A 24,530-nucleotide genomic window follows, 5' to 3' on the forward strand; every position below is an offset into this window, starting at 1 on the left:
TGATTTTAAGGAAATTGAAAGTTGAAAATATTTAAAGTTGTGAAAATTTGATTGTTTCAAATTTTCACAAGTTGTCTTAATTTATATTGTTAAATAAATCTTTAATTGAAGATGGTTTTTGTTTTGTTACATCAGTTTTCATAATAGTTTCAGCTTCTTCATCAATTTTTGTTTCAATATCTTTAACTTTTGTATAAGTTTTTTCTACACCAACATTTGCTTTTATATTAGCTTGATGTTCTTCAAATGTACTCGCAAATTTATGAAGACCAGTTTTGTTTTCTCTAACAAAATATAAATAATTACTTTTTACAGGAAAAATAGCAGCTTTGATTGCATTTAAACTTACTGCACAAACAGGATCTTTAGGAAGTCCTACAAACTTATACGTATTATAAGATGTATTATCTTCACGTATTCTATCTGCTGTTACAATTTCATTTGAATATTTTCCATAATTTAAAGTTCCATCCATTTGGAGCTTCATTCCTTTTTTTAGTCTATTATGTATTACACTTGCAACTATTGGCATTTCATTTGTTGTTGCAGCTTCTTTTTGTATTACAGAGGCTAAAATAAGATAGTTAAACCATTTATTTTTATCATACATACCAAAAATCTTTTTAGAAAATTCTTCATATTTTTTATTTGTTTGAGAAAACAGATAAAAAATCATATAATCTTCTTTCATTCCTAAAGGTAAAGAATATGTATCTGCTAAAATATTTCCATCAGCTTTAAAAGCATATTCATTGTATAGTTGAGTTAGCTTTTCTTCTGAAAGATTAAACTCATTTGCTAATTTTTTTAGAAACACATATGATGTTTCACCAGGAATTAATGTAATATCTTTTAAAGCAGCTTTTGATGTGATTAGTTTATAAATAAAATCCATTTTAGTTAGTTTATTTTGATTTATATCTATCCAACCACTTTGAACATAACCCATTGATTTGATAATCAAAGCATCCAAATTATTCATCTCATATCCACTTTTATTTAAGTATGATATAATATTGGCCGTACTGCCTTTAGGAATAAACAATACTTTTGTAGAAGTTACTGGCATTGTTACATAAAATAAAATAACAACAAAACAAATAAGGATAAAATCGATTATGTTGAAGAGTATTAAACTTCTACTTCTACTGTTTTTTTTAATTATATTATTACTTCTTTCATCTTTGTATTGGGGCATAAAAATAGACTCTTTCTCTCTTTCAAATTTTTCAGTTTCGCAATTCTATATTAAAATGGATAAAAAACTTATTTTGGATATTGGGAATCTAGAGTATAAGTCTAAAAAGACTCAAACAAAAAGCTCATTTGATGATTTAAAAAAAGATATTGAATTATTACCTAAAGTATTAATGCTTTTTCAAAAAATAAATATAAAAAAGTTAAAAATTGATGATAATGAGTTTAAAATAGTTCTGGATGAAAATAATTTATATCTTGATAATAAATATATAAATATTTCTTCAAAATTGGATGTTGCATCTAATCAAATTTTATTTGAATTATCTTCTTTATATTTAAAAGATATAGATATATTATTTGATGGGAAAATTAAAATAGACTATTTTACTGAAGAATTGAATTATTTTGGAAAATTTTATTATCAAGATTTAGAAGCAAATTTAAATATAGATATGACAAAAGAATTAGCTAAATTTTATATTGTTAGTTCTCCTTTTAAAAGTTTAAAATTTCTAAAAAATTTTTTAGATTTACCAAAAACAGCAGAAGAATGGATGTATGATAATGTTGAAGGTAATATAACTTTAGAAGGTTTATATGCTGAATTTGATTTGAAAAATAATAAATTAATTGAAAAATCTTTAAATGGAAAAGCACATATTGAAAATGCAAAAATTAAATTTCATCAAGATGTAGATGCTATTCAAACTAAAAATCTCGATATTACTTTTAAAGATGATAATTTATATTTTAATTTAATAGAACCAACTTTTAAAGATAAAAGTTTAGAAGGAAGTTATGTAACTATTCATAATTTAGCAAGTGCACAAAATGGGGAAGTTGAAGTAAATATAAAAACAAATAGTAAACTAGATAAAGATATTTTAGATATTTTAAAAGCTTATAAAATAAACCTTCCCTTAGTTCAAAAAAGTGGAACTACAGATGCAACTTTGACTTTAATTTTTCCATATGAACTAGAAAAACCTATGACAACTAAAGGTGAATTTTTAGTAAATGATGCAGAAATTTCAATAGGAAATTTTTCTTTTAATAGTAAAACTGCAACGGTAATTTTAGATGGAAGTAATGTATTAGTAAAAGATGCAGATTTTAAATATAAAGATATGATAGATGCTTTAGTAAATATAAATATTGATACAAAAACCTTAAAATCTTCAGGTGATACAATTATAAATTCTTTAATAATAAAAAAAGAAAATGGAGAAAAAATAATTGATATAAAAGATAAAAAAACAGCTTTAGATATGGATTTTAACAAAGATACAACTATAGATTTAAAAGATTTAGAAACAACTATAAAAATAGCTGATTTAATTTATGTAAATATAAATAATTTATCAAAAATTTATCCATATTCAAAGCTTTTAAAAGATATTTCAATAAAAGATGGAAATATCTCTTTAGATATAAAAGATGACAAAAATATCAAATTTAAAGCTTTAATAAAAGGTTTAAACTTACCTCTTAAAAAAGATGGGCAAAGTATTGAAAATCTTGATATTGTAGGAAATATTAGTGGTAAAAATATAGATATTCACTCAATTGATGAAAATATAAAAGTTGAAATAAAAGATGATTTAAAAATTTATTTAAATAATCTTTTTATAACTATCGATACAAAAAAACAAGATACAAATAATATAAATCAAAAGATGAATTTATATCTAACAAATGATGAAATAGATTTAAATGGAACAATTTACAAGATAAAAAATGCAAATCTATCAATAAAAAAAGAAGAAATAAATTTTGAAGCAAATTTAAAAGAGCTAGATCTTCCACTCAAAAAGAATGGAAAAAAGATCAATGAATTGACACTTTTGGGAATATATAAAAATAATTATACAAAATTAAACACAAAAAATAATGATTTGATTTTGGAATTAAAAAATGAAAATTTATCATTAAATATTAATGGTTATGATATTTTATATTCAAGTGAAGATAAAGAAGAAAATGATAGCTATAAAAATATTAATATTATAGGAAATAGTTCAAATATAATAGTGAATGATAAATATAAGTTTTTATCTGATACTTTTGAAATAAGAGTGAGAGAAAATGAAAAATTTATTCATTTAAAACATAAAAAAAGTGATATTACATTTAAAGAGTCAAAAGATAAAAAAATAGATATTTTTACAAGTGATATAAGTGATGAGTTTGTAAATACAATTTTTGATAAAAATATTTTTAAAGGTGGAAATATACTTTTTTTAGCAAATGGAGACATAAATAATTTAAATGGGAAAATAATTATTGAAAATAGTAATATTGAAGATTTAGCAATTTTAAATAATCTTTTAATATTTATTCACACTTCTCCTGCTCTTGTAAATCCTCTTTTAGCTGTTCCTTCTGTTGTAGGAATGGCAACAAATCAAGGATTTAATTTAACTGCATACAAAATAGTAAATGGTGTTATGGAGTTTAATTATAGTAAAGAAAAAGAGTTAATAGATGTTAAAAAATTAGTAACTATTGGAAATGGTATTGATTTTGAAGGTAAAGGGAAAGTAAATTTAAATGATTTAACTTTAGATTCAGAGATAAAATTAATTTTTCTAAAAGACTATTCAAAAATCGTAGGTGCAATACCTGTAGTTAATTATGTTTTATTAGGAGATAGTAATAGAGTTGAAACACAAGTAAATGTTTTTGGGGAATTATCAAATCCAAAAATTTCAACAAATTTAACAAAAGAGACTTTTAGTATTCCAGTTAATATTGCAAAAAGAATATTAAGTTCACCATCTATGCTTTTAGATTTTATAAAAGGAAATGATGAAAATGAAAAAAAAGAAGAAAAAAGTAGTGAAGAGTTAATAAATAAGCCTTTAAAATAAAGGCTTATTCATTTCTTAAAACATCAATTACATCTATATTTGTAGCTTTTGAAGCTGGGTAATATGATGAAATAAGTACGATTATAACTGCTCCAATGATTATAGAAACAAAATCAGTTAATGCTAAATCAAGCGGTAATTTTGCACTTCCATAAACATCTGCTGGCAAAGTAACAATATCAAAATTATCTAGTAACCAATATCCAAAAAATCCTAACGCAATTCCTGTTAAAATCCCTGAAAATCCTATGATTGTACCAACTCTTAAAAATATTGTTTTTATCTCTTTTGCACTGGCTCCCATTGATAAAAGTAGGGCGATTTCTTTTCTTCTACTCATAACTGTCATTAGAAGTGATGAAATAATATTTAGTGAAGCTACTAAAATGATTAGCATTAAAACTATAAACAAAGCTGTTTTTTCCATTTTCATAGCTGCAAAGAAGTTACCATTTTGTTGCCACCAACCAACAATTCCTGTATTTGTATTTTGTAATGAAATTTTTAATTTTTCAATATCCGCAAAAGCATCTTCTGAATAGATATGTATCCCATCATAAATATTTGGTTCTTTTTTTAATAGAGTTTGTAAAGAGTCAATTGTTGTGTACATATAAGCTTTATCATAAGCATTTAAGCCAGAAGTAAACGAAGTAAGATAAGTAAATCTTTTCATTTTTGGCATCATTGAAAAACCAGTCGGATTTAATTCTGTAAAATATAAAGTAGTTTTAACGCCATTGTTTAAATATAATTTATCAGTTATTCCAGAACCTGTAATTACATCATATTTATTTATTAACAAATCCCCAATAGCCTCTTTAAAAATATGATTAATTTGTGCTTCTTTTTCAGGAATTACACCAAAAATCATTCCTCCACTCATTATGTCACCATTTTGAATAATAGCTTGTGATGAAACAAAAGGAGAGAATTTTAAATAAGGATATTCTTTTTGAAGTTTTTCAAGTAATTCTTCATTCACTGAATTGTCAATTTTTGGATAAATTGTTAATGGATAATTCATAGTAAATAGTTTTTTTTCAAACTCTTTAGCTGTTCCATTCATAATAGCCATAGAAAGAATTAAAACCATAACACCAATAGAAACTCCTATAAATGCTAGAATAGCACTTATAGAGATGAAAGGATTTTTTTTATCAAATCTTAGATATTTTTTTACAATAAAATTGACTAATTTTTTATTCAAATTAGTTTCCTGCTACTAAACCAATTTTTGGGCCACTTTTCCCACAACATTGTTTATATTTCAATCCACTTCCACAAGGACAAGGTTCATTTCTAGCAATTTTTTTATCACTATTTCGTACAGCTTCTTGTGCAATATTTGTAGTTATATGCTCTGTTGCTTCTTCCATTTGTTCTTTCATTCTTGCAATTGCTTCTTGTTCTTTTTCTCTGTCTTCATTTGATTGAAGTTGAATAGTAAATAAAATTTTGATAATTTCATGTTTAATATTTGAAATTAATTCTATAAACATATTATATGACTCTTTTTTATATTCAACAAGTGGATCTTTTTGGTTATAACCTCGAAGACCAATTCCTGCTTTTAAAGTATCCATAGCATATAAATGTTCTCTCCAAGCATTATCTAAAATTTGTAAATATAAGATTCTTTCGATTTCACTTTTTTGTTCTGGTGCAGCCATTGACATTTTTTTAGTATAAACTTCTTTTAAAATAGAGGCTAAATTAGACTCTAAATTTTCATAAGAATCACTTTTTAATGCTTCTTCATTAACTACTAAATGCAACTCCTCTTGTAATTTACTTTTAATAAATTCATAATCAAAATCTTCTTCAGGCATACCATGAATAATATTTGCTTCACTTAATAGATTTTGTACATATTCAAGTCTATTTTCGTCAAGTTTTGAATCAATATCATAATCACTTTTTAATAAATCATTTCTAAATGTATAAATCACTTTTCTTTGTTCATTTGCAACATCATCATATTCAAGTAAGTGTTTTCTGCTTTCAAAATGCATTGATTCTACTTTTTTCTGAGCATTTTCAACAGCACGTGTAACCATTCTAGATTCGATATGTTCACCTTCTTCAATACCAAGTCTTTCCATAATTCCTTTTATTTTATCACTTCCAAAGATTCTTAAAAGATTATCTTCTAAAGATAAATAAAATTGAGATTCTCCAACATCACCTTGACGTCCAGATCTTCCTCTTAATTGGTTATCAATTCTTCTAGATTCATGTCTTTCAGTTCCAATAATTGCTAAACCACCTAAATCTAAGATTTCTTGTGTAAGTTTAATATCAACTCCCCGTCCAGCCATATTTGTTGCAATTGTAACTGCACCTTTTTGACCAGCATCAGCAATAATTTTTCCTTCTTTTTCATGTTGTTTTGCATTTAAAACTGTATGAGGGATTTTTTTATCAACTAAAATTTTATGTAGTTTTTCTGATTTTTCAATTGAAGCAGTCCCCACAAGAACAGGTTGACCTTTTTCATGAAATTCTTTGATTTTATTACAAACAGCTTCAAATTTTTCTTTTTCACTTTTATAAATTAAATCATTTTTATCTATTCTTTGAACAGGAACATTTGTAGGAATAGAAACAACATCAAGGTTATAAATTTCCGCAAATTCTGTAGCTTCTGTTTGAGCTGTTCCTGTCATACCAGCTAATTTTTTATACATTCTAAAATAATTTTGGAATGTAATATCTGCTAAAGTTTGTGATTCATCCTGAATTGCTACACCTTCTTTTGCTTCAAGTGCTTGGTGTAATCCTTCACTAAATCTTCTTCCTTCACTTAATCTTCCTGTAAATTCATCAACAATTACAATTTGATTATCTTTTACAACATAATCAACATCTTTTTCAAAGATATAGTTTGCTTTTAAAGCTTGATCAAGAGAGTGAGAAAGCATTGCATTTTCAAGTGAATAAAGATTATCTACACCAAAAAGTTTTTCGGCATTTTCATGCCCTTGTTCTGTAAGCGTAACAGCTCTATTTTTTTCATCAACTATAAAATCACCAGTTGTTGATGGTTTTTCAGAAGAATTTTTTGGTTCTATTAATTTACCAAGTTCAAGTTTTAAAGCTATTTCATTTGCTTTTACATAATTTGAATTTTTGTGATTTGTTGGACCTGAAATAATAAGTGGAGTTCTTGCTTCATCAATTAAAATTGAGTCAACTTCATCTACAATTACAAAGTTATGTTCTCTTTGAACTTTTTCATTGATATCGTAATTCATATTATCTCTTAGATAATCAAATCCAAATTCATTGTTTGTACCGTATGTTATATCACAAGCATATTGAGCACGTCTTTCTTCATCATTTCTTAATCCACCAACAATTGCTCCAACGCTATAGCCTAAAAAATTATATAAAGGTGTTAATTCATTAGCATCTCTAGCAGCAAGATAGTCATTTACTGTTACAACATGAACACCTTTTCCAGTTAGTGCATTTAATGCAACTGCAAGTGAACCAACCAAAGTTTTACCTTCTCCTGTTTTCATCTCTGCAATTCTTCCATCATGTAAAACCATTGCTCCAATTAATTGAACATCATAAGGTCTCATTCCAAGGGCTCTTTTACTAGCTTCTCTTGTAATTGCAAAAGATTCAAACAATACGTCATTTAATGATTTTTCTTCTTTTTGTACAAGCTCTTTTAGCTTATTGAATTCATTTTTTAGTTCATCATCACTTAAATTTTCATATTTACTTTCTAAAGCTGTAATTGATTCAGCTTTCTTTCTATATTTTTTTACTTCTCTATCATTTCTTGTACCAAAAATTTTTGAAAAAACATTTAACATAAAATTAGTTCCTTTTCGTTATAATCGCAAGATTATATAAAAAAAAAGGTTAAAGTATGTTTTATAAATCGCTAATTTTATTAGTACTCTTTTGTATTTCTTGTGTAGCTTCGAGTGATATAAGAAATTTAGACTCATTTAAAGCAAGTTTTACTCAAATTATTACATCAAGTTCTAATAATATTATTGAATATAAAGGTGAAGTTTTTATCAAAAAAAGTGGGAAAATTTTATGGAAATATGAAACACCAGTTGTTAAAAATGTGTACATAAATAACGACTTCGCAATAGTTGATGAACCAGAACTCGAACAAGCAATATTTACTCAATTAGAAAGTGAAATAAATATAATAAAATTATTAAATACTTCTAAAAAAATGGATAATGATACTTACTCTACAAATATAGATGATGTTGAGTATTTAATTACATTATCAAAAAATGATGAAAAAATCAAAGAAATAAAATATAAAGATAAACTTGAAAATAATGTAGAAATTAAATTTTCAAATGTTATACAAAATGGTGAAATTTCTGATGAAATTTTTAAATTTATAGTTCCTGAGTATTATGATATTATAAGAAAATAGAATTTAAGAATTAAAAGCTATAATTTCATTTAGGTAAACCAGACAATAGCTTAGAAATTTCTAAGAGGAAAGTCCGGGCTGCTGTGAAGTATGGTTCCATTTAAATAATGGCTAGGGTAACCTAAGGGATAGTGCAACAGAAAGTAAACAGCCGATTTTCGGTGATGGTGAAACGGTGAGGTAAGAGCTTACCAGCATTTTGAGTAATCTTAATGGCTATGTAAACCCAACCTGCAGCAAGAAGACTAGGTAATTACTTCACAATTTTGGTCTTCGCAAGACTACTAAAGTAATTTAGTAGCTAGATAAATTATTGTCTTAATAACAAAACGCGGCTTATTGGTTTACCTAATTTAATCAAATTTAAATTTGTATTAAAACTTCTTTGTTAATCAACTATCTAAACTTTAATGTGTTAAAGCTTATTCAAAATTTCTAAAAAAAATCAATATCTTAATTTATGTGGATTTATATTAAAATTGCAAAAAAATTAGTATATAAAGATAAAAATGAAAAAAAGCATTATAGAAAATAGAGAGATATTATCAATTGAAGATGGCATTCATGATACAAATTTAAAAAGTGTAAAGATATTTAAAACAAAAAATTATGAACCAAAAAGTCCTTTAATCTATGATGTTTGTTTAATACTTGTACTTCAAGGCAAAAAGATTGCAAATCTCGCAAACAATCGATTTATCTTTGATTGTGATAACTATTTAGTAGTTCCAACGACACTTCCTTTAGAGTGTGAAACTTATGCAACAAAAGATGAACCTTTTATTTGTTTGATTATTTCACTTGATAGAGAAATGATGGTTGATATTATTGAAGAATTAAAACAAAAAAATTTTGACACTCAAAATCCAAATAACATGGGGATTTTTTCAGATAAAGTTACTGTTCAAATTGAACAAACAACTGAAAAATTATTGGATATTTTAGAATCAAAAGAAGAATCAATAATTTTAGGTGATGGTGTTTTAAAAGAGCTGTTTTATAGAATTGCTATTGGGCAAAATGCTCAAATGCTTCATAAAATGTTTTTAGAAGAAAACAATGAATCTAAAATTGCAAAAGCTTTAAAACATATCCATGATAATTATAATAAAAGCCTAGATATGGACTCATTAGCACGTATTTGTGATATGAGTGTATCATCATTTCATAATCATTTTAAAATAATTACATCACATACTCCTTTACAGTACATCAAAAAAATTCGATTAACAAAAGCAAAAGATTTATTAATAAAATATGATTATAAAGCTGTGGATGTTGCAAATGAATTGGGATATGATAATCCTTCACATTTTAGTAGAGATTTTAAGAATTATTTTGGATATTCGCCTAAAGAGGCAAAAGCCTCTTTATAAATATTTTTAGTAGAACAAAAAGTTTTAAGCTACCATAGAACGATTTAAAATATTTGCAACTTTTTCTAAAGTTACAGTTCCATTTTCACCAATTTCTAAATAACCATGAGATTTAAATGCATTATGAACATTTTCAATAACTTTATTATCAATTTCATATTCTGTTAATTTTGTAGGAACTCCAACACTTTCAAATATTTCTTCAATTTTTTTGATAATAGCTTCATTGTTATTTTCAATTCCAAACACATTTTTACCAAATTGTGCTAATTTTTCTTGTTTTTCTTCAATCATTTCTCTTAATAAATGAGGAAGAACAACTGCTAATGATCTTGCGTGATCAAGGTTATAAAATGCTGTTAATTCATGACCAATTATGTGTGTTGACCAATCTTGACAAACACCATTTGCAAGTTGGAAATTTAATGCTTGATTACAAATGTGCATTAAATTTTCTTGCCACCATAATGTTCTTCTCTCTTCCCATTTGTTTGCAAGAGTTACTAAACCTTTATATAAAGTTTCAGCATAACCATCATTTACTAATAAATCATTTGTTTTAGTTAAATATTGCTCAGAAATATGAACAAATGCATCAACTAAACCATTTCCTAGTTGTCTATCACTTAATGTTCCCATAAATGATGGGTCTAGAACTGCAAATTTTGGGTAAGAATAATCTGAAAAATACATTCTTTTTTCATCTGTAGTTTTTCTTGAAACAACTGTTAAGTTATTTGATTCTGAACCAGTTGCAGCTAAAGTTAAAACAACTCCGATTGGAAGAGCTTTTTCAACTACTGCTGTTCCATCTAAAAAGTTCCAACCATCTCCATCATATAATGATGCAGCTGCAAGATATTTAGAACCATCAATAACAGAACCTCCACCAACTGCTAAAATAAAGTCAACACCTTCACTTCTAACAAGTTCAACAGCTTTATTCATTGTTTCAACTGTTGGGTTTACTTCAACTCCACCAAATTCTACCCATTTGTGACCATTTAATGCTTCAATAACTTGCTCATAAGCACCATTTTTTTTAATTGATCCACCACCATAAACTACTAATACTTTTTTATCTTTTGGAATAAGATTAGCTATTTCTTTGATTTTTCCTTTTCCAAACTCTATTCCTGTTGGGTTATGATAAGAAAATTCCATATTTTAAATCCTTCAAATTATTTTTTGTAAGGGAATTATAAAAATAATAGAAAAAGATTTAAAGACCAAATTCTACAAATCACATACCAAATTCTACAAATGAAAAATTATAATGCTCTTTGATAGTTTAGAAGATAGAAGTGATACGCATATATAGCTTGATGAAATACAAATATAGATTGAATATTTACCTTTTTTATATTTTTATAATCATTATGACATTTAGATAAATCAAGTATTTTATGTATTTTTATATAATTTCGATATTATTTCATTATACAACTATCTAAGGTATGGCGTGAGTACAATTATCTCTAAAATTATTATTTTATTATTTTGTATTATTTCTTTTTTACATTCTGCTGAACAAAATAAAAAAATCGCTTATATAGTATCTGATTTAGAAATTCCATTTTGGCAAATAATGGCGAAAGGAATAAAAGCAAAAGCTTCTAAATTAGGTTATGACATTGAAATTTATAGTTCAAATAATCTAAAAAAAATTGAGCTGGAAAATCTAGTTAAAGCTATTTCTTCTAAAGTAGATGGTTTGATTCTTTCACCAATTAACTCATCAACAGCTGTTACTCTTTTAGAACTTGCAAAAAATGCAAATATTCCTGTTGTTATATCTGATATAGGTACAAATAGTGGTGAATATGTCTCTTTTATATCTTCTGATAATAAAAAAGGTGCTTATGAACTAGGTAAAATCTTAACTAAAAAAATGACCGAACTTTCTTGGAACAAAGAAGGTACAGTTGGTATTATCTCAATTCCTCAAAAAAGAACAAATGGAAAAGATAGAACTTTAGGTTTTATAAAAGCACTAAATGAATCAGACATAAAAAGTGCAGGTTTGTATCAACAAGTAAATTTTTCGTATAAAGAAACATATGATTATTCTTTAAAATTAATAGAGGAAAAGCCAAAATTGAGAGCGATTTGGCTTCAAGGTTCTGATAAATATAAAGCTACATTAGAAGCTATAAAAGATAGTAAAAAAGAGGGGCAGATTCTTCTTATTTGTTTTGATGTTGAACCTGAATTTTTAGATTTGATAAAAAAAGGTACATTAGTTGGTTCGGCAATGCAACAACCTTATTTAATGGGACAAAAAGCTGTTAGTTCTTTAGATGATTTTTTTAACAATAAAAAAGTTGAAAAAGAACAAAAACTTCCTATTTTAACCATTTCAAAAGATAATCTTCAAGAAAATTTACCTACAATAAAATTAAATGTATTAGGTATTGAATAATTTATGAAAAATAGAACATTATTACTCTCTTTTCTTACTCCTTTATTATTATGTGTTGTAACAATTATGTCTTTTTATACGATGTATAATTATTCTCAAACAAAAGAAAGAATAATAAGTAACATAAATTTAGATTTAGAATCAATAAATAACCAGTTAAAAGATACCTTACCTTATTTTATAAACTCTTATTCAATAAATGAATATGAAAAAATACTTGAAAATCAAATGAAAGATAAAAATATTTTAGCCATCATAATCAAAGATTATAATTATGGAAAAATATTTAGTAAAGAATTTATTGAAACTGGAAAAATTAAAATAGAAGATAAAATAGTAGAATTTGATTCAACAAATCTAAAACACCAAGAATTACTCACTAAATATTTTTCTTTTAAAAGTCAAATTATAGAAAATAATTCTCATACTAAGATTGCTGAAATATTGATTTATAGTTCAAATGAATTTTTAAAAAATGAACTTAATACTATTATAAAAAAAAGCTTATTAGAGATTTTTATTTCTTCAATTTTCATAATTTTGATTATATTTTTTATAATTAAAGTTTTTATTTTAAAACCTATTTATACTATTGCTAATGCAATTTTAAATAACGATAAAGATGGAATACCAAAAGATATGATTCCCAAATTTAATACTAAAGAATTAAATGAATTATCATTAAAAATGAATGAAATGATTACTACTATAAAAACTTCTAAATCAAAAATTGATGAGATAAATAATAGATTTGAATTAGTTATTGATAGTATAAACGAAGGTATTTGGGATTGGAATTTAATTACGAATGAGGCATATTTCTCTTCTAAATGGAAAAAATTATTAGGGTATGAAGATAATGAAATTGGAAATAATGCAAAATATTTTTTTGATTTAGTTCATCCTGATGATAAAAGTAAAGTAGAGGAAAATTTAAGAAATTATCTAAAAAATCCAGAAAATAATATATATTCTTTAGAAATTAGAATGAAAAATAAATATGGTAAATATACTTGGATTTTAACGAGAGGAAAAGTTATTCTTGATAAAAATAACAAGCCTATTCGAATACTTGGAACACATAGTGATATTAGTTTAAGAAAAGAATTAGAAAAACAAATCATAAAAGAGCGAGATTTTATTTCAACGATTATTGATAATTCAAATGCTGTTATTGTTGTAATTAATAGTGAAGGAGTAATGTTTAAAGTAAATAAATATGCTCAGAAATTTTTAGGTTATACAGAAGAAGAAATATCAAGTGAACCATATTTCTGGTCAAGATTTTTGAATGAAAATGTTAAAGATAAAGTTATAAATATAATTGATGAAGCCAAAAAAGGAAATATGATTAAACATTTTAGAAATTCTTGGATTTCTAGAAATGGTGAGGAAAAAGTATTTGAATGGTCAAATATGCTTGTACAAAAAGAAGATGGTTCAATGGATTATCTTACAACTATCGGAATTGATATAACAGAAAAAGAATTAATAGAAAAACAGATATTTGAGCAAAAACAAGAATTTGAGCTGATTTTCAATTATTCAAAAGATGGTATAGCAATTTTAGATTTAGATTCTAAATTTATAAAATTTAATGAAGCTTTTTTAAATATGACAGAATTAAGTGAAGAGGATTTATTAACTAAAAAATTAATAGATTTTATGATGACAAAAAATGAGAAGAATAAAAAATTATTAGAAGAAGTAATAACAAAAGGATATGTAAGTAATTATGAAGAGACTTTTATAATTAATAATAAAAGAGTTTCAGTAAATTTAAGTTTATCTTTATTACCAGATAAAGAAAGATTTCTTATGGTTATAAAAGATGTAAGTTCTCTAAAAATAATGCAAGAGCAAGCAAAACTAGCATCACTTGGGGAAATGATAGGAAATATTGCCCATCAATGGAGACAACCTTTGAGTTTTATTAGTACAAGTGCAAGTGCACTAAGAGTGAAATCTGAATATGGAATGTTAAATAAAGAAGATATTGAAGAATCTTCTATTGCAATAGTAAAACAAACTGAATATTTATCAAATACAATAGATAATTTTAGAGATTTTATAAAAGAAGATAAATCTTATAAAGAGATAAGTGTTAAAGAAGTTTTAGATAATACTTTGAATCTTGTATATGCTTCTTTACACAATAATTTTATTAATCTTAAATTGGAAGTAAATGATGACTTGTTAATTTTAGGTAATAAAAATGAGTTAACAGAAGCATTTTTAAATATTATTTCAAATAGTAAAGATGTATTAAAAGAAAAGAATGAAGAAGATAGATTTTTATTTATAAAAAGTATAAAACTTGATGAAAATAAACTAGAATTACAATTTTTGGATAGTGGTGGGGGAATTGATGAATCAATCATTTCTAAAGTGTTAGAACCATACTTTACTACAAAACATAAATCTCAAGGCACAGGATTGGGGCTTGCAATTGTTGATAAAATTATAAGAGAGAGACATAAAGGGATAATAAATATTCATAATGAAAAGTTTACTTATAATCAAAAACAATATATTGGTGCTTGTTTTTCTATCATTTTTGAAAATAAGTTTTAGTCAAACCATTTAACTTGTTCTCTTAAATTTACAACTTCTCCTACGATTATTATGGCTGGTGTTGGTAAATCTTTTGCTTTTTGCGTAATATCTTCCAATGTTCCAACAACTACTTTTTGGTATTTTGTTGTTCCTTTTGAAACAACTGCACAAGGATAATCTTTTCTTTTTCCTAGACTCATTAATTTTGATGTAATTAATCCAATATTATGTAATCCCATCAAAAATACTATTGTTTCATCATTTAAAAAAGTTTGCCATTCGATTTGAGATATTTTTTTATTTGGTGTTTCATGACCTGTTACTACTCTAAATGAAGTTGTTATTCCCCTATGAGTTACAGGTATTCCAGCATAAGCTGGAACTGCTACACTTGAGCTAATTCCTGGAATTATTTCAAATTTTATTCCTCTTTTGTGAAGATAAATAGCTTCTTCTCCACCACGCCCGAAAACAAATGGATCTCCACCTTTTAATCTAACAATGACTTTATTACTGTATTTTAAAGCACTTTGATAAATTATTTCATTTATCTCTTCTTGAGGAACAGAGTGATTTCCACTCTCTTTTCCTACAAAAATAAATTGACAATCTTTTTTTGCCATTTCTAAAATCTCTGGATTTGCTAATTTATCATAGATTATTACATCAGCTTCACTTATAACTCTAGCTGCTTTTAAAGTAAGTAATTCAATATCTCCAGGACCAGCACCTGTTAGATAAACTCTATTTTCCATTTTAAATTCCTAGATAAACTATATTTTCAACAATTTTTGTTTCATAGATATTTGTACAACCATGGTCATTTCCTAAAGCTTCACCACTTTTTAAATCAATATTCCAGTTATGAAGTGGACAAGTAACAATATGTTCATGAACTAATCCTTCACTTAATTTTCATTCTTTATGAGGACAAGTGTTGTTTACTGCAAAGATTGAATTATCTTTAGTTTTAAAGATTGCAATTTGTAAATCACCAATTTCTATCACTCTTGAACCCATAAAAGGAATCTCTTCTATATTTACAATTTTGTACCATTTTTCCATGTTAAAACTCCTTTGCTTCAAAACTATGTGATTCTTCTGGATTAATAACAATTGTAGAAAACTCTTTTGTAAATCCATCTTCTATTGCTTTAGCCCAAGGGTCAACTTGTGCTGATTTTTGAGATTCTTCAAATCTTAGAGCATAAAAGGCTCTTTTTTCTTTATCTAAAATTACATCTTTTACATATTGAAGTCCAACTCGCTCAACCCAGTGAGCAGTTCTTTCTAAATAGTAGGCATCTTCTCTATAAAACTGCATAAATGCTTTTGTATATTCGATTAACTCTTCATCAGTTTCCACTTTACAAAGTAGGTCTGTAACTCGCACTTTTATACCACCATTTCCAGCTATATGAATTTCCCATCCAGAATCAACTCCAACAACACCAAAATCTTTGATAGTTGCTTCTGCACAGTTTCTTGGACATCCTGAAACTGCTAGTTTATATTTATGTGGTGTCCAACTTCCCCAAGTGATTTTTTCTAAAAGAACTCCCATATTCATAGAATCCTGCGTTCCAAATCTACAATATGTATTTCCAACACAAGTTTTAACAGTTCTTAAACCTTTTGCATAGGCTTGACCTGAAACAAATCCACAATCATTTAAATCTTTCCACATAGGCTCTAATTGCTCTTTTTTAACTCCAAGCATATCAAGTCGTTGACCACCAGTAAATTTAACTGTTGGAACATCGTATTTAACTGCAATTTCTGCAATATCTTTTAACTCTTTTGGAGATGTTAATCCTCCCCAAATTCTTGGAACTACTGAATAAGTTCCATCTTTTTGGATATTTGCAAACATTCTATCATTTACTAAAGCACTTCGTTTGTCATTTTTGTATTTATCATCATTGTATTTTACAAGTAAGTAATAATTGATTGCTGGTCGACATTTTGCACAACCATCGTGCGTTTTCCATGAAAGTTTATTAAATACATCATAAACAGTTTCAAATTCACCATTATCAATAGCTAGTTTAATCTCTTTATGACCTAAAGTTGTACAAGAACAAATTCCTTCTTCAATTGCATTATACTCATCACCTAAAGTATTTACTAAAATTTGCTCAACTAAACCACTACAAGAACCACAAGAAGCTCCTGCTTTTGTACAAGATTTTACATCAGAAAGTGATTTTAAATCTTTATCTTTTATAGCTCTTACAATATCACCTTTACAAACTCCATTACAACCGCAAACTTCTTCATCATCACTCATAGCATTTACATCATTTCCACCATGACCTGCATCACCACTAAGTGCTGATTTTCCAAAAAGGATTTTAGTTCTTAAATCACTTATATCTGTCTCTTCTTTTAATAGTTTTAAATACCATGAAGCATCAGCTGTATCACCATATAAAACCATACCAATGATTTTATTATTGTAAATTACTAATTTTTTATAAATACCAACTTTTTCATCTAATAAAATCAAATCTTCAGTTGTCTCATCACCTAAATAATCACCTGCACTAAATAAATCAACACCTGAGATTTTAAGTCTTGTTGAAAGAGTTGAGCCATTATAACCTTCAGTTTTAACTTCAGCTAAATATTTAGCTAAAACTTTTGCTTGTTCATATAAAGGGGCAACTAAACCATAAGTATTTCCAGAGTGTTCAACACATTCTCCAATAGCAAAAATATTTTCATCACTTGTTTGTAAAAAATCATTTACAACAATTCCTTTGTTACATTCTAATAAAGCATTTATTGCTAACTCTTTATTTGGAATAATTCCCGTTGCAAAAATTACAAGATTTGAATCAACTACATCTCCATCACTAAATGTTACTTTTTCAACCCCACTTGTACCATCAATTTGTGTTACTGTAGTGTTTAGTTTAAACTCTATTCCATAAGATTCAAGATTTTTTTGTAAAAGTTTTCCACCAGTAGAATCAAGTTGTTGAGAAAGAATTGAGCTACTTCTATGAACTAAAATAGTTTTAATTCCATGTTTTGCAATTCCATAAGCAGCTTCAAGTCCAAGTAATCCACCACCAACTACAACTGCTGTTTTTGATTTGTCAATAGTTGATAAAATAGTATCAACATCAGCTTTTGTTCTAAATGCAATTACATTTTTTAAATCACTTCCAGTAGTTTTAGGAATAAAAGCAAGTGAACCAGTAGCAATTAGAAGTTTGTCATATGATTCAACTTTACCACTAGCACTTGTGATAGTTTTTTCATTTTTATTGATAGATATTACTTTATCGCCTTTATTTAAAGTGATATTGTTTTGTTCATACCAAGTTTGATGATTTATGATAGTATCTTCAAAATTTTTTTCACTTGAAAGTATGTATGAAAGCATGATTCTATTATAGTTAACATGAGGTTCATCACCATAAATAGTTATATCGTATTTGTCATTTGTAAGTTCAAGTAAATCCTCAATGGTTCGTAAACCACTCATTCCATTTCCAATTACAACTAATTTCTTTTTCACTTTTCTTTCCTTTAATTCTTATATTTGAATTATCCCATAAAGAAAAAATTTTGTGTTTTAAAAATTGTATATAATTTATTCATTAGTCTTAATTTTAAATTAAATATATAAAAATAAATATTTTAATAATGTTTATATTTTATTTTAAACTTATTTTTACATTAAATTATTAAATTTAATTTATCTATTTTATAATTGCTGATTTTTTAAATCATTTAAAGAGAAAGTTTCTCTTTTATAACCATATGTCTAATTTGAGTGATGATTTTTTCTTTTATACTTTAGGAAACTTTAAACGTATGAGATTGAACTGCACACAGTTTAAAGTTTGGCTTAGAAGATTTTGGGTTAATTACAATATAAATTTATAATTTTTCTATATTAACTGCACTATGATTATAGTCAGGTTGTAAAGATTCTCTATCATATAAATCATTTGTTAGATAGTTTATTTTTCTATTACTAATAGGTACAAAAATAGTATCTATTTTTATATTGTCAGTGATTAATGCAACTGATTCAATTTGCCCCCGTTTTGAAATGATTCTTATGTTATCTCCATCTTTGATACCTAAAATTTTTGCATTTTTACTATTTATTTCACAAAAATTTAAAGCTTTATGTTTTAAAAGTGTTCTTGGAAGATTTGTTTTTGTTCCACTATGCCATTGGTCACGCGTACGTCCTGTTAATAAAATAAAAGGAAACTCTAAAGAAGTTTTTTCACTTAAAACTTTGTTTTCCACAAAAAATAGATTTCCTTTTTTATCAGGTGTAAAAAACTCTTTATTTTCTCTAATTTTTTCTCCCCAAACAAAAGGTTTTTCTTTTAATTCTTCATATGATGTTTCATAAATATTTAAATGAGGATTTATTTTTGTCATCTCTTGATACTCTTCAAAAATCTCTTGTGAAGATGTAAAACAAAACTCTTTTAAATAGCCTAATTTTTGAGCAATAAGTTGGAAAATTTCCCAATCAGCTTTACAATCAATTGAAACACGAGTTAATTTTTCTTGTTTAGTGATTGTTCTATCTAAATTTGTTTGAGTTCCTTCTTTTTCTCCCCAAGGAGCAGCAGGGAGTCTAACATGTGCAAATTTTGCTGTTTCAGAGTTTTCATAAGCATTTATCTCCACAACTAATGGAATCTTTTTGATTAACTCTTCCATTTTATTTCTATTTGGAAGATGATAAATTGGGTCAGTATGACAAATAACTAAAACATCAAGATCAGCTTCAAGCATTTGAGTTGCTGTAAGTCCTGGTTTATTTGAAACTTTTTTTGTTCCCCAAAATTGATTTACTTTTTTGATTGATTCACTATCAAATCCCAAATGAACAGCAAGCATAGTTGAAAGTCCTCCAACTTCTCTTCCTCCCATCGCATTTGGTTGCCCCGTAAGTGAGAATGGACCATTTCCTCTTTTAAATATTTTCCCAGTTAGTAAATGTGTATTTATAATTGCTAAATTTTTATCAACACCTTGAACGGATTGATTTATTCCCATCGTCCAAGCAGTTATAATATTTTCATTTGATTTATACATTTCCCAAAACTCTTCAAATTGCTCTTTTGTAAGACCAGTTCTTTTTAAAAGTTTTGTAGATGGTAATCTTTTAAATTTATTTTGAAGTAGGGTGAAGTTATTTATATGATTTTCTACAAACTCTTTATCTATTAAATCTTCATCAATAATTCTTTTTGTTACAAGATTGAAAAAATCAATATCACTTCCAGGTTTAATTGGTAAATATAAATCAGCATATTTTGCAGTATCTGTAAATCTTGGGTCAATTACAATGATTTTTAAGCCGTTTTTTTTAGCGGTTTTTATTCTATTATGAAATACAACATGAGCTTCTGCTGTATTTGCTCCAACTAAAATAAGTAAATTTGCATCATGAACATCATTCATACGAACTGGAACATAATCAATTCCTAAAGATTTTTTATAAGCTACAACTGCACTAGACATACAAGTTCTACTATTTGTATCAACATTATTAGAACCTATAAAACCTTTCATAAGTTTATTTGCAATGTAATAATCTTCAGTTAAAAGTTGACCTGAAAGATAAAAGCCAACTTTATCTTTATTTGAAAGAGCAATTCTTGTGGCAATTTGATTTATAGCGCTTTCCCAAGATATAGTCTTAAAATCTTCATTTATATTTTGCCTAAAAATAGGTCTTAAAAGTCTTGTTGGTGTTTGAATACTGATAAGTTCAGAAACACCTTTTGAACAAAGTTTTCCTTCATTTGTTGGATAAACTACATCACCAACTAATTTATTCTCTTCAAATTCTAATCCACAACCAACACCACAATATCCACAAACTGACTTAATCATTGTAAAAAATCCTTATTTTTGCAATTTTTATATTTTATAATCATTATTATACAAAAAATTAATGTAATATTAAGGAATATATGTTTAAAAAATATACATTATATTGTAAGATAAATTAATTAAAAAAATTATTTCTTTATAATATAAGTTTGCTTTTTATTTTTTTGTGTTATAAATTTATGTTTTTTATTTAAGGAATTATATGGATATTCAGGACAAAGATATAATATTTAGATTTACAAAAGACTTAACACTATTATATTTATCAATAGATAAAAATGATAACTCAATAAATTATTTTAAGAAAATATTCAAGAAAATGATTTTTTCAAATAATGAAATTGATGTATTTAAAAAATTTAATGAAAGTGAAATATCTGTATTAATTGCTGACACAGAAATTCCAGAGCTGGATGTTTTTTCATTAATAACAAGAGTTAAAAAAATAAATCCTAAACTTATCACAATAATTTATTCTTATAATGAAGATAAAGAAGTTTTTATAAAAGCAATCTCTTGTGGAGTAAATGGCTATCTTTCTAAACCTTTAGATGAAAATCAATTTTTAGCTATTTTAAGTAAATTTATAGAAACTGAAAAAATAAAAGTAGATAAATTCTTTTTAAAAAAACAATATGATGCAATTATTGATGAAAATACAATTGTTTCTAAAACAGATAGACATGGGATTATTACCTTTGCAAATGAAAATTTTTGTAAATCATCTGAATATACAAGTTCAGAGTTAATAGGTAAAAGTCATAATATTGTACGACATCCAGAAAATCCAAAAGAGTTATTCAAAGATTTGTGGAATACAATAAAAGTCAAAAAAGAGCCTTGGACAGGAGTATTAAAAAATCTTTCTAAAAGTGGAAAACCTTACTTTATAAAAACAACAATTAAACCTATATTTGACTTAAATGGTGAAATTACTGAGTATATAAGTATAAGAAGTAATGTAAATACTGTAATGAGTGATAAAAAACAGTTGATTGAGAAAATAAATGAAAAAGGTTTGCATCTTTTAATTCTTATACAAATAGAAGATTTTAATATTCTTGATAAGTTTTATAATATGTTGATTGTTGATAAAATTGAAAAAATATTTGGTTTTAATTTATTAACATATTTACCTAATTCTTATATTTTTGATACGATTTATTATTTAGGAAATGGTCAATTTGCATTATTGACCGAGTTTTTTGATTTTTTATCAACTCATACAAATATAAATGATTATTTAAATAGTTTAGTAAAAAATGTAAAAGAATCACGTTTAATCGTTGATGAAATAGAGTATGATTTGAATGTAATTGTTAGTTATTCATTTGGAAGAGAACATTTATATGAAGATTCAAAGTATGGTTTAGATGAGGCAATTAAAAAAAGTGAAATAATTAAATATTCAAATGATTTTTCTATAAAAGAGCAAATAGAAGCTAAAAAAAATATGGAAGTAATCAAAATGGTAAAAATTGCCCTTGAAAATTACAATGTAATTTCTTATTTTCAACCAATAATTAATAATAAAACAAAAAAGATAGAAAAATATGAATCTTTAGTTAGAATTATTGATGAAAATCAAAATATTTTGTCTCCTCATGAATTTTTAGATATATCAAAAAAAGGTAATTATTACAATAAAATCACTCATAGAGTTTTAGAAAATTCATTTAAAATTCTAAAACAAATTTCAACAAAAATTTCTATAAATCTCTCTTCTTTAGATATTGAAAAAGAAGAAACAAGGACTAAACTTTTTCAATTATTAGATGAGTATGAAAGTGATAGACATAGAGTTATTTTTGAATTACTAGAAGATGAAAATGTTAAAGATTTTCAAGTTATTAAAGCTTTTATCAAAAAAGTAAAAAGTATGGGTGTTATGATTGCAATTGATGATTTTGGAGCAGGGTATTCAAATTTTGAAAGATTATTAGAGTTTAATCCTGATATTCTAAAAATAGATGGGAAATTGATAAAAAATATAGCAAATGATAATTACAGTCGAAATATAGTTGAAACAATAGTTACATTTACAAAAAAACAAAATATTATTACTATTGCTGAATTTGTAGAAAATGAAGAGATTTTTAATATCCTTGATGAATTAGGTGTTGATTATTCTCAAGGTTACTATTTTGGAAAACCTGAGAATATGAATTTTTAATTTGATGAGATTTGTAAAAATAAAATAAAATTCAAAATCAAAAGTAAATAAAATCCAATTTTATAGAACTTTTCAGGTGATTTTTCAAGAAAAGGAGCCTTTTTATCAAAAAAAGGTTTTACTTTTGTTGGATTTTCAAGTTCGTATTTCATATATGAATAGTTCTCATATCTTCTATTTTCATCAACACTAATTGCTCTTAATATTATACTATTTAGCCAATCTGGAATTTTTGAGTTTAAAGATTTTGGATTTTTTGGCTTTGAAAAAGATGGATTTTGAAAAGGTTCAATTTCTCCATAAGGATAACTACCTGTTAAAGCTTGATAAATTGTAACTCCTATAGAAAAAATCTCTGTTTTTTCATTTATAGTGCTCTCTTTAAATCTTTCAGGGGCAAGATATGAAGGCGTTCCAGCTTTACTTGTAATAGAAAAGATTTCAGTGATTGAACCAAAATCAATGATTTTAAATATTCTTTTATCATCCCTTTGAATTACAATAATATTTTCAGGTTTTACATCTCCATGAACTAAATTGTATTTTAATAAATACTCTTCCATCGTTATCAAGGTTTTTGTAAGATTTATCGCATCATCAATAGTAAGTTGTCTTTTTTTTAGATATTGTTTTAGATTTACCCCATCAAGTTTTGTCATAAGATAATATCTTGCTGTTCTATATTTTGGAATAAATGATTTTGGAAAAAAACCAGCTTTTAATCTCTTTGCATTCCAAGCTTCTTTTACATATAAATCTAAAATAGTTTCATTGTCTATTGCTTCAAGTGGGGCAAATTTGATTACATATTCTTGCTCATTTTTTTTACAAATCCAAGTTCTATCATTTCTAATCAATGATTGAACTAATTCATAACCATCGATAATATCACCTTTATTTAATTTTTCTGGAATTTTTAAATCTAAGTTTTTTAATATTTCTCTATAATCATTTTCTAAAATTTCTAATACAACAGCTGTTGTATCATCAGAAAGATTATCTTCAACTAAAGAACTAGCTTTTTTAACGATATGATAAGCTCCATTTACTAGATGTTTACTAAGAGTATCACTACTCATTAGGTTGTATAAACCATCACTACACATTAAAATTTTGTCATCTTTTTGGATGTTATTTTCAAAATAGTAAATATCTACATTTTTATCTATACCAATTGCATTTGATAAAACATTATCCATTCCCTCTTCGTTATGATCAATTGATAGTTGTGATAATTTATTATCTCTTAAAAGATAAATTCTACTATCTCCAACATTTGCACCATAAAGTCTATTTCCTTTGATTACTACAACAGTTACAGTTGTTACATATTCAGGTCTTTCATATTCTTGAATAGATTTTGCATAAAGAATAGAGTTAATCGAAGTTAAAAATTCTTTTATAGCTTTTTCGAAACTCCAAACACTTGGTAGGTTTTTAAAGTTATTGATAATATGATTAGTAACTTTTTTAGCTGCATTTGCACCTTCAACTGCACTTCCAACTCCATCACAAAGTACAGCTATCGTAAAATCTTCAAATTGTTTAATCTCATAAAAGTCATCACCAGTTAATTCTTTACCTTTAGCAAGTGAAAAACCTGAAGATTTGATGTTTTCTTTACTCATTA

15 protein-coding genes and 1 other RNA gene are annotated in these 24,530 nt (G+C 25.8%); 7 read left to right on the forward strand and 9 right to left on the reverse strand.

The window, feature by feature from the left end; genetic code table 11:
• Window positions 1–76: 76 nt before the first annotated feature.
• On the reverse strand, window positions 77–1,198 hold the full coding sequence (mltG, locus tag ABLL_RS07075; protein WP_041654751.1) for an endolytic transglycosylase MltG: 1,122 nt from the start codon (window positions 1,196–1,198) through the stop codon (window positions 77–79).
• A 55-nt stretch (window positions 1,199–1,253) separates the two neighbouring features.
• On the opposite strand from mltG, the gene ABLL_RS07080 reads away from it, so the two are divergent.
• Window positions 1,254–4,070, forward strand: a complete 2,817-nt coding sequence (locus tag ABLL_RS07080; protein ID WP_014474104.1) for an AsmA-like C-terminal domain-containing protein — start codon at window positions 1,254–1,256, stop codon at window positions 4,068–4,070.
• Between the two features lie 4 nt (window positions 4,071–4,074).
• On the opposite strand, the gene ABLL_RS07085 is transcribed toward ABLL_RS07080, so the two are convergent.
• Together ABLL_RS07085 and secA are read right to left on the reverse strand one after the other, a co-directional pair.
• A complete protein-coding gene (locus ABLL_RS07085) occupies window positions 4,075–5,280 on the reverse strand; it encodes an ABC transporter permease (protein WP_014474105.1) in 1,206 nt (401 codons plus the stop codon).
• Window position 5,281: 1 nt separating this feature from the next.
• Window positions 5,282–7,900 (reverse strand): preprotein translocase subunit SecA, encoded by a 2,619-nt coding sequence (gene secA / locus ABLL_RS07090; RefSeq protein WP_014474106.1) that lies wholly within the window; start codon window positions 7,898–7,900, stop codon window positions 5,282–5,284.
• Between the two features lie 56 nt (window positions 7,901–7,956).
• Between secA and lolA the strand changes: the two genes are divergently transcribed.
• The 3 genes from lolA to ABLL_RS07100 all read left to right on the forward strand — a co-directional run bounded on the left by lolA (window position 7,957) and on the right by ABLL_RS07100 (window position 9,866).
• On the forward strand, window positions 7,957–8,490 hold the full coding sequence (gene lolA, locus ABLL_RS07095) for a LolA-like outer membrane lipoprotein chaperone (protein WP_014474107.1): 534 nt from the start codon (window positions 7,957–7,959) through the stop codon (window positions 8,488–8,490).
• A 30-nt stretch (window positions 8,491–8,520) separates the two neighbouring features.
• Window positions 8,521–8,845: RNase P RNA component class A (rnpB, locus tag ABLL_RS14845), an RNA gene on the forward strand.
• A gap of 154 nt (window positions 8,846–8,999) precedes the next feature.
• The gene (locus ABLL_RS07100; protein ID WP_014474108.1) at window positions 9,000–9,866 is read left to right on the forward strand and encodes an AraC family transcriptional regulator; all 867 of its coding nucleotides are present in this window, start codon (window positions 9,000–9,002) and stop codon (window positions 9,864–9,866) included.
• A gap of 24 nt (window positions 9,867–9,890) precedes the next feature.
• On the opposite strand, the gene ABLL_RS07105 is transcribed toward ABLL_RS07100, so the two are convergent.
• A complete protein-coding gene (locus tag ABLL_RS07105) occupies window positions 9,891–11,030 on the reverse strand; it encodes an iron-containing alcohol dehydrogenase (protein ID WP_014474109.1) in 1,140 nt (379 codons plus the stop codon).
• Between the two features lie 298 nt (window positions 11,031–11,328).
• Between ABLL_RS07105 and ABLL_RS07110 the strand changes: the two genes are divergently transcribed.
• Window positions 11,329–12,288: a substrate-binding domain-containing protein gene (locus tag ABLL_RS07110; RefSeq protein ID WP_014474110.1), complete on the forward strand. Its 960-nt coding sequence runs from the start codon at window positions 11,329–11,331 to the stop codon at window positions 12,286–12,288.
• A gap of 3 nt (window positions 12,289–12,291) precedes the next feature.
• Window positions 12,292–14,862, forward strand: a complete 2,571-nt coding sequence (locus ABLL_RS07115; RefSeq protein WP_014474111.1) for a PAS domain S-box protein — start codon at window positions 12,292–12,294, stop codon at window positions 14,860–14,862.
• Here ABLL_RS07115 and cobA read toward each other — a convergent pair.
• From cobA to ABLL_RS07135, 4 genes are all read right to left on the reverse strand, one after another.
• The gene (cobA, locus tag ABLL_RS07120) at window positions 14,859–15,599 is read right to left on the reverse strand and encodes a uroporphyrinogen-III C-methyltransferase (protein WP_014474112.1); all 741 of its coding nucleotides are present in this window, start codon (window positions 15,597–15,599) and stop codon (window positions 14,859–14,861) included. The genes ABLL_RS07115 and cobA overlap by 4 nt on opposite strands.
• 160 nt (window positions 15,600–15,759) lie before the next feature.
• Window positions 15,760–15,909 (reverse strand): Rieske 2Fe-2S domain-containing protein, encoded by a 150-nt coding sequence (locus tag ABLL_RS14900; protein ID WP_014474113.1) that lies wholly within the window; start codon window positions 15,907–15,909, stop codon window positions 15,760–15,762.
• Between the two features lies 1 nt (window position 15,910).
• The gene (gene nirB, locus ABLL_RS07130) at window positions 15,911–18,373 is read right to left on the reverse strand and encodes a nitrite reductase large subunit NirB (protein ID WP_014474114.1); all 2,463 of its coding nucleotides are present in this window, start codon (window positions 18,371–18,373) and stop codon (window positions 15,911–15,913) included.
• A gap of 365 nt (window positions 18,374–18,738) precedes the next feature.
• Window positions 18,739–20,727 carry a molybdopterin oxidoreductase family protein gene (locus ABLL_RS07135; protein WP_014474115.1) on the reverse strand — a complete coding sequence of 663 codons (1,989 nt, stop codon included), beginning with the start codon at window positions 20,725–20,727 and terminating at the stop codon, window positions 18,739–18,741.
• Between the two features lie 202 nt (window positions 20,728–20,929).
• On the opposite strand from ABLL_RS07135, the gene ABLL_RS07140 reads away from it, so the two are divergent.
• Complete coding sequence (locus ABLL_RS07140; protein WP_014474116.1) at window positions 20,930–22,900, forward strand: EAL domain-containing protein; 1,971 nt, start codon at window positions 20,930–20,932, stop codon at window positions 22,898–22,900.
• Here ABLL_RS07140 and ABLL_RS07145 read toward each other — a convergent pair.
• A complete protein-coding gene (locus tag ABLL_RS07145; protein ID WP_014474117.1) occupies window positions 22,897–24,528 on the reverse strand; it encodes a bifunctional protein-serine/threonine kinase/phosphatase in 1,632 nt (543 codons plus the stop codon). The two genes, ABLL_RS07140 and ABLL_RS07145, sit on opposite strands and share 4 nt — an antisense overlap.
• Window positions 24,529–24,530: the final 2 nt, after the last annotated feature.

This window comes from Arcobacter sp. L, assembly GCF_000284235.1.
In the GTDB taxonomy this organism is placed as follows: Bacteria; Campylobacterota; Campylobacteria; order Campylobacterales; family Arcobacteraceae; genus Aliarcobacter; species Aliarcobacter defluvii.